A 6,876-nucleotide genomic window follows, 5' to 3' on the forward strand; every position below is an offset into this window, starting at 1 on the left:
GGGTGGTTGAGTCAGGGTGCGTCGACGGGCTCGACGGCCCGTCGGACGAGGCCGAGCAGGGCGGGCCGTAGTTCGTCGTCGGGCACGTCGACGAACTCGGCGCACGCCTCGGAGATGCCGGCGAGCAGCACCAGCGCGGTGATCTGGGCGGCCGGCCGGTCGGAGTGCCCGGCGAACGCGTCCCGTAGTCGTTCGGAGATCTGCTGGATGTGCGCGAAGGCCGGCTGGGCCAGCAGCTCCGGGAACTCGCCGCGGAGCAGGGCGATCTCCCGCCGGAACCGCACGGCGAGGTCGACGAAGCCCACCGTGGCGGCCCGCTGGGCGGCGGCGCCGGTCAGGCCGGTCAGTCGGTCGTCGAGGTCCCGCAGGACCGCGATGGCCGGGGACATCAGCTCGGCGAGCAGGGCTTCCTTGTTGGCGAAGTGGTAGAGCACGGTGGCCTTGGAGCAGCCGACCTCGCGGGCGATGTCCTGCAACGAGGTGCCCCGGTAGCCGGTCACCGCGAAGCGTCGCGTCGCCGCCGCGAGTATCTCGCCGTGTGTCTCGGACACCGCTCTGGCCATCACCGGTCCACCTCCCGCAGACCAGCATGCCTGACCGATCGGTCAGACCCTGACCGATCGGTCAGACCAATGCGGTGGCGTTCCCCACACCTCGACCGTGTTTAGCCGGCGTGCTCCAGGTCGTACCCGGTCCGCGCCTCGGCGATGGCCCGGCGGTGCCGCTCGGCCCAGTTGGTCAGCGCCACCAGGGACTCGTAGAGCTCCAGCGCCATCTCGGTGGCGGTGTACTCCACCTTCGGGGGCACGGTCGGGTAGACCTTGCGGCGCAGCAGCCCGTCGCGCTCCAGGTTGCGCAGGGTCAGCGTGAGCATCCGGCGACTGATCCCGTCGATCTCCCGCTCCAGCTCGGTGAAGCGCACCGGGCCGTGCGAGGCGGCCACCAGGATGCCGATGCTCCACTTGCCGCCGACCCGGTCGAGCACCTGGCGGACGGTGCACGCGCGGGCCTGCCCCGGCGCGAACGGCACGTTCTCGGCCGTGCAGCACACCTCGGCCTCGACCAGCGCGGACACATCGCTGTTCCTCTGGGACATCACAGTGCCTCCTTCCGCTCCGGTTCATGGTCACAGACGATGACGTCGGTAACAAACCATGCACCAAGGAGGCGTACCGATGGACCGTCCCGCCCCATCCCGCTGGCCGGCGCTGCTCGTGCTCTGCGCCGGCAGCCTGATGATCATCCTGGACGGCAGTGTCGTCTCGGTGGCTCTGCCCGCCGTGCAACGCGACCTGGACTTCACCGCCGCCGGCCTGGCCTGGGTGGTCAACGCCTACCTGGTCGCGTTCGGCGGGCTGCTGCTGCTCGCCGGTCGCCTCGGCGACCTGCTCGGCCGACGCGCGGTCTTCCTGGCCGGCGTCGCGCTGTTCACCCTGGCCTCGCTGGCCTGCGCGGCGGCCACCGGGCCGGCCCTGCTGGTCGGTGCGCGCTTCGGCCAGGGCGTGGGCGGCGCGCTGGCCATGGCGGTCAGCCTCGGCATGATCGTCCGGCTCTATCCCGAGCCGGCCGAGCGGGCCCGCGCCATCGCCGTCTTCAGCTTCACCGGGGCGGCCGGCGCGTCGGTCGGCGCGGTGGCCGGCGGGTTGCTGACCGAGCTGGCCGGTTGGCGGTCGATCTTCCTGGTCAACCTGCCGATCGGGGTGGCCATCCTGCTCGCCGCCCTCCGCCGGCTCCCCGCCGAGCGGAGGATCGGGCTGCGCGCGGGCCTCGACCTGCCCAGCGCGTTGCTCGCCACCGCCGGCCTGATGGCCCTCGTGCTGGGCATCGTGGGGACCGGCACGCACGGCTGGACCAGCCCGCGCACGCTCGGCGCGGCCGCGGTCGCGGCCCTGCTGCTGGGCGCGTTCGCGGTACGGCAGCGGCTGGTGGCCAACCCGCTGTTGCCACCCCGGGTGCTGCGGGTACCGGGCCTGGTGGCGGCGAACGCCGTGCAGCTCCTCATGGTCGCGGCGTTCTTCGGCTTCCAGTTCCTGCTCGCCGTGGAGCTGCAACTGGTGCTCGGGCTGGACCCGGCGGAGACCGGCTGGGCCTTCCTGCCCACCCCGGTGGTGATCGCGGTGGTGTCGCTCGGCCTGGCCGGTCGACTCATCGCCCGGTGGGGCGCCCGAACCGTCCTGCTCGCCGGGCTCGGCCTGGCGGCGGTCGGCTTCCTGCTGCTCGCCCGGCTGCCGGCCGACGGCGGCTACGTCGCCGACGTACTCCCGTCGTTGCTGGTCTTCGGGGTGGCCGGCGGTCTGACCCTGCCGGCGGTCACGACGCTGGCGATGGCCGGGGCCACCGACGCCGACGCCGGGCTCGCCTCCGGGCTGGCCAACACCACCCAGCAGGTCGGCGGCGCGGTGGGGCTGGCCGCGTTGGCCACCCTGGCCGCCGCCCGCGCCGACCGGCTGCGGGCCGACGGTTGGGTCGAGACCGCCGCGCTGGCCGCCGGCTACCGGCTCGCGTTCGCCGTGGCCGCTGTCCTCGTGGTCGCCGCGCTCCTGGTCGCGCTCACCACGCTGCCCCGCAACACGGCGAGCCGAGATGGATCCGAGCCGAAGCGCCGCGTCCGGTTGACCGAGGGCCCCGGTGCCGAGAGGGTGATCGGGTGAGCGAGGCTGACGAGACCCGGGACGGCGTGGCCCTGACCAACCTGGACCAGCCGCTGTCCGACCGCGCCGACGTGACCAAGCGCGAGCTGGTCGACTACCTGGACGCGGTCCGGGACCGGATCCTGCCGCAGCTGCGCGACCGGCCGCTGTCGGTGATCCGGGTCCGTCCCGGACAGCCGCCGTTCATGCAGAAGAACCTGCCCCGGTACACCCCGGAGTGGGTCGCCCGGGTGCCGGTCTGGGCGGAGGCGTCGCACCGGGAGATCTCGTACGCCCTCTGCGACGACCGGCGCACCCTGCTCTGGTTCGCCAACCAGCGGGCGGTGGAGTACCACCCGACGCTGGCCACCGCGGCGGCACCGCAGCGTCCGACCCATCTGGTGCTCGACCTGGACCCGCCCGAGGGCGCGGGGTTCGGTGTGGCGGTCGGTGCGGCGCTGCTGGTCCGCCAGGCGCTCGCCGACGTCGGCCTGAGCGGGGCGGTCAAGACCAGCGGCGCCAAGGGCGTGCACGTCTTCGTCCCGGTGGCCGGCGATCCCTCGGCGGAGGAGTTGGCCGCCGCCACCCGGGCCCTCGCCGTCCGCGCCGAGCGGCTGGACCCGGCGCTGGCCACCACGGCGTACATCAAGGAGGACCGGGGCGGCCGGGTGTTCGTGGACGCCACCCGGGCCGGCGGCGCGACCGTGGTGTCCACGTACAGCCCACGGCTGCGCCCCGGGATGCCGGTCTCCTTCCCGGTCGACTGGGCCGACCTGACCGAGGTGACCCCGGCCGACTTCACCATCCGGACCGTGCCGCCGCTGGTGGCCGAGGCCGACCCGTGGGCCGAGCTGATGCCGGCGCCGCAGCCGCTGCCCGCCGAGCTGGTGGCCGAGGGACGGGCCATTCCGGTGGCCCGCGTCCAGGCCATGCACGAGGGCAAGCGCCGGGCCCGCGCCCGCCGCCAAGCCGACTGACGGTACGGGCGCTCACAGCGCCGCACGCGTGATCAGATCGTGCATGCGGCGTCGGGCGAGCTCCATCCGGATCCGCCGGTCACTGCGCGGATCGGTCATCGTCGGGACGATGGGCTCACCGATGCCGATGACCATCGTGGGTTTGCGCCGGAACATCCGCCCCACACCGGTCGGCGGAGTGAAGCGGATCGACAACGGCACCACGGGTACCCGTGCCTGGGCGGCGAGGTGGAACGCGCCCCGCTTGAAGTCGCGCAGGCTGGTGTCGTACGGCTTGAGCTCGCCCTCGGGGAAGAAATGCACCACCCGTCCCTTGGCGAGGAAGAGCTCCATCTCGGAGAAGAAGAGCGGCAGACCGGCAGGGGTACGCGGCACCGCGACCCCGCCCAGCAGCCGCACCAGACCGCCGTACCAGCGGTTCTGCAGGTTTATCGGCGCCGAGGTGAAGACGAGCCGGCGCGGGAACATGGCGAGCGCGACGAGTGCGCTGTCCAGCGGGTGCACGTGGTTGCACACCGTGAGTACGCCGCCGACCCGGGGGAGCCGGTTTCCGCCCTCGCTGCGGACGCCGAGGACCAGCCGCGTCCAGAGGAAGAGGAGCGGGATCGCTATCGCGTAGTAGAAGACGCTCGACAACAGCCGGTACGGCCGTCCGGCGTAGCCGGCCGGTGCCTCCGGTGCGTGGCCCACCCGCGCATACACCCGCTCGATGGCCTTGACGCTCCGGTCGACCGCGTAGAGCTCCGCGTGACGGGCATAGCGGGCCGACGCCGCGGCGAGGGCCGCCGGATCGTCGATCCAGCCGTCGATCCGCTCGGCCAACGACGACGGGCTACCGGCGCGGAACAGGTTGCCCGCTTCCAGGGCGAACTGGCTGGTGGCGCTCCGGCGACTGTCGGAGATGACCGGCACCAGCCCGCAGGCGATCGCCTCCAGGCAGGACACCCCTTCGATCTCGACATCGGAGGCGTGCACGTAGAGGTCGCAGCCGCGGATGAGGTCGAGCAGCTCGGCCTGTGAGTAGTAGCCGAACCGGGTGGGGTTCACGAGCCTCGAGGCCATCCGGCGCAGGCGCTTCTCCCGTGGGCCGTGCCCCGCGAAGTGCACCTCGATGCGCGCCGCGTGACGTGCTCGCCGCACGGCCCGGATCAGCACATCCTGCCGCTTCTCCGGGGAGAAGCGGCCCACCATGAGGATCCGGAACGGCTCCTCGGCACCGCGTACCCGGGCCGGGCCGGGCCGGAAGCTGCTGTCCACGCCGTTGGAGATGACGTGCAACCGTGCCCGGTACCCGTGGTGGCGCAGCTGCGCCGCGATGAAGGTCGACGGACAGTGGATGTCGGCGAAGCGCCGGTAGAAGAGCAGGCGCAGGAGGACGTACACGAGATGCGCCGCCGGCGGGAACCAGCCCAGACCGATGTTGTACGTGATGTTCTCGGGCTGGATGTGGAATGCGGCGATGGCCGGGACGCCGAGCTGGCGCGCGATCCGTTCCGCGGCACGGCCCAGCGGCCAGGGCTGGTAGATGTGCACGACGTCGGCGCCCTGGATCGCTGCGACCAGGACATCTCGGACCGGCTTGGCGAACACGGTGTTCTGACGGTGCGCGAGGCGGCTCGCGATCGGCACCACGAGCTCGGGTACCAGGAACAGCTCCGGGCCCTCTCCACCATTCCCGGTCGCGTCGGCCGGATCGCCGCAGGTGACCACACGTACGGTGTGCCCACGCGAGATGAGGGTGGCGGCGAATCGCATCGCCGATACCGTGGTGCCGTTGTTGTCGATGTTGAACGTGTCGATGACCAGCGTGATGATCATTGCCGCCCCGCCGCTCCACGGGTGCTGTCGCACCGAGGCCTGATCGGCCGAGGCCCCTCGGATCTACCGCCACCTCGTCGCGAGGGCCGAACAGGCATTCCTCGAACGCTAACCCAAGAGGCCGCCCTAGCTGCGGAACTGGACCGGCAGAACGCGGAGCGGTCCTACGTCGGGGCCAGAAGGTCGGCCAAGCGGGCGCGGACCACCCCGTCGTGAAAGTACTCCGGCAGATGCACGCCGCCGACGGCTTGCCGGGTCGTTACGACATCCTCAAGAGTAGTAGACGGCAGTTGCTCGGCGAGTTGGAGACAGGTCCGAGCGTAACTGCAAGCCTCATCCAACCGGTTTGCCGCACGCAGCCGGACGGCGAGGGCGTAGGCACTTTCGGCAGCCGCCCGATTGTCCTGGTAGAACCGCTCCTGCTCGAATTGCGCACGCAACTCGTCGATCCAGAGCCGATTGCCGTCAGCATCGTCATCGATCAAGATCATCCCTCGGAAGGTCTTCGTTGCTCACCCTGCACTTCGGGCGCTCGGAGTGGCCCGGATATTGATCAACTCATGCCAGTGATCGCCCCGTACTCGTCGTTCGATGATCGACAGCGTTTGGATCAGCCGTGAAGCGGATTGCTCCGCGTGCTACTGCGGCGACATACTGGTACTGCGTTCGACAACCAACCACAAGCCGGTCCGGACCGCAAGGAGACTACCCGGTGGCGTCACCCGACTCGCGAGAAGAAATCCTAGACTCCCTTCCTGTAGAAGTATCGTTGCTCCGTCGCCTCGAAAGCCTTAAAGAGCTTGAACGGCAGAATCCACTGGGATGCTCGCCGCGAAAAGAGAGGGTCGCGGAACATTCGTGGCACATCGGTATCGGCGTCGTTCTTCTGGCGCAGTACTGCCCGACTGACGTGGATATCTCCCGCGCCGTCTTGCTGGCGACCGTTCATGATGTGGTCGAGGCCTTCGTGGGAGACACATTTGCATTCGGCAACGACGTGGCGGGGCAGCAGTCACGAGAAGAGTCCGCTGTTGCAGAGATTTGTTCCAAGTTTCCGGGACCGGGCGCGACTCTCCTCGCGGGCCTATGGGAGGAATACGAGAGCCAAAGCACTCCGGAAGCAAGATTCGTGAAGGGGATAGATGCATTTCTTCCGATCCTGCTCAACTTCGTAAACCCGGAGAACTCGTCGTGGCGCGAGCATTCGGTGTCGGCTTCGAAGGTGACGAAACGGCTGGAGCGCGTCGCCACATCGCTTGGTCCACTTGCTGACTTGAATCGACGGATGATCAGTCAGGCTGTAGCGGAAGGTCACCTCGCAGACGGCTAAGAAGGGCAGCGCATGAGTGAACCATTGATTCAGCAGGCTCTCACCCAGGGCCCCGGCAAAGTCGTCAGGTGATGCCGAGTAGTGCCAGTGGGCGGGTGCTGTCGCGGGCGTGATGCCGGTT

Annotated in this window: 7 protein-coding genes; 3 read left to right on the forward strand and 4 right to left on the reverse strand. The window is 70.1% G+C overall.

All coding sequences use genetic code 11. The features are described 5' to 3' along the window. Positions 1-11: 11 nt before the first annotated feature. Both ACFQGL_RS31275 and ACFQGL_RS31280 read right to left on the reverse strand, forming a co-directional pair. Positions 12-563 (reverse strand): TetR/AcrR family transcriptional regulator, encoded by a 552-nt coding sequence (locus tag ACFQGL_RS31275; RefSeq protein ID WP_377516257.1) that lies wholly within the window; start codon positions 561-563, stop codon positions 12-14. 101 nt (positions 564-664) lie between these two features. Beyond that, on the reverse strand, positions 665-1,099 hold the full coding sequence (locus ACFQGL_RS31280) for a winged helix-turn-helix transcriptional regulator (RefSeq protein WP_377516258.1): 435 nt from the start codon (positions 1,097-1,099) through the stop codon (positions 665-667). A gap of 76 nt (positions 1,100-1,175) precedes the next feature. Between ACFQGL_RS31280 and ACFQGL_RS31285 the strand changes: the two genes are divergently transcribed. Continuing rightward, the gene (locus ACFQGL_RS31285) at positions 1,176-2,651 is read left to right on the forward strand and encodes an MFS transporter (RefSeq protein WP_377516259.1); all 1,476 of its coding nucleotides are present in this window, start codon (positions 1,176-1,178) and stop codon (positions 2,649-2,651) included. Further along, complete coding sequence (locus ACFQGL_RS31290) at positions 2,648-3,607, forward strand: DNA polymerase domain-containing protein (protein ID WP_465263550.1); 960 nt, start codon at positions 2,648-2,650, stop codon at positions 3,605-3,607. The genes ACFQGL_RS31285 and ACFQGL_RS31290 overlap by 4 nt, the downstream gene beginning before the upstream one ends. 12 nt (positions 3,608-3,619) lie before the next feature. Here the strand turns inward: ACFQGL_RS31290 and ACFQGL_RS31295 are convergent, their stop codons facing one another. Beyond that, positions 3,620-5,425: a glycosyltransferase gene (locus ACFQGL_RS31295; RefSeq protein ID WP_377516260.1), complete on the reverse strand. Its 1,806-nt coding sequence runs from the start codon at positions 5,423-5,425 to the stop codon at positions 3,620-3,622. Positions 5,426-5,589: 164 nt separating this feature from the next. Further along, positions 5,590-5,916 carry a hypothetical protein gene (locus tag ACFQGL_RS31300; protein ID WP_377516261.1) on the reverse strand — a complete coding sequence of 109 codons (327 nt, stop codon included), beginning with the start codon at positions 5,914-5,916 and terminating at the stop codon, positions 5,590-5,592. A 221-nt stretch (positions 5,917-6,137) separates the two neighbouring features. On the opposite strand from ACFQGL_RS31300, the gene ACFQGL_RS31305 reads away from it, so the two are divergent. Then, positions 6,138-6,755: an HD domain-containing protein gene (locus ACFQGL_RS31305; protein ID WP_377516262.1), complete on the forward strand. Its 618-nt coding sequence runs from the start codon at positions 6,138-6,140 to the stop codon at positions 6,753-6,755. Positions 6,756-6,876 lie beyond the last annotated feature (121 nt).

It is taken from the genome of Micromonospora vulcania, assembly GCF_042658605.1.
In the GTDB taxonomy this organism is placed as follows: Bacteria; Actinomycetota; Actinomycetes; order Mycobacteriales; family Micromonosporaceae; genus Micromonospora; species Micromonospora vulcania.

Excerpts from the sequence above, each read along its gene's own strand:
- ACFQGL_RS31275 (WP_377516257.1), bottom strand. The coding sequence starts at position 563 with ATGGCCAGAGCGGTGTCCGAGACACACGGCGAGATACTCGCGGCGGCG.
- ACFQGL_RS31285 (WP_377516259.1), top strand. The coding sequence starts at position 1,176 with ATGGACCGTCCCGCCCCATCCCGCTGGCCGGCGCTGCTCGTGCTCTGC.
- ACFQGL_RS31295 (WP_377516260.1), bottom strand. The coding sequence starts at position 5,425 with ATGATCATCACGCTGGTCATCGACACGTTCAACATCGACAACAACGGC.
- ACFQGL_RS31300 (WP_377516261.1), bottom strand. The coding sequence starts at position 5,916 with ATGATCTTGATCGATGACGATGCTGACGGCAATCGGCTCTGGATCGAC.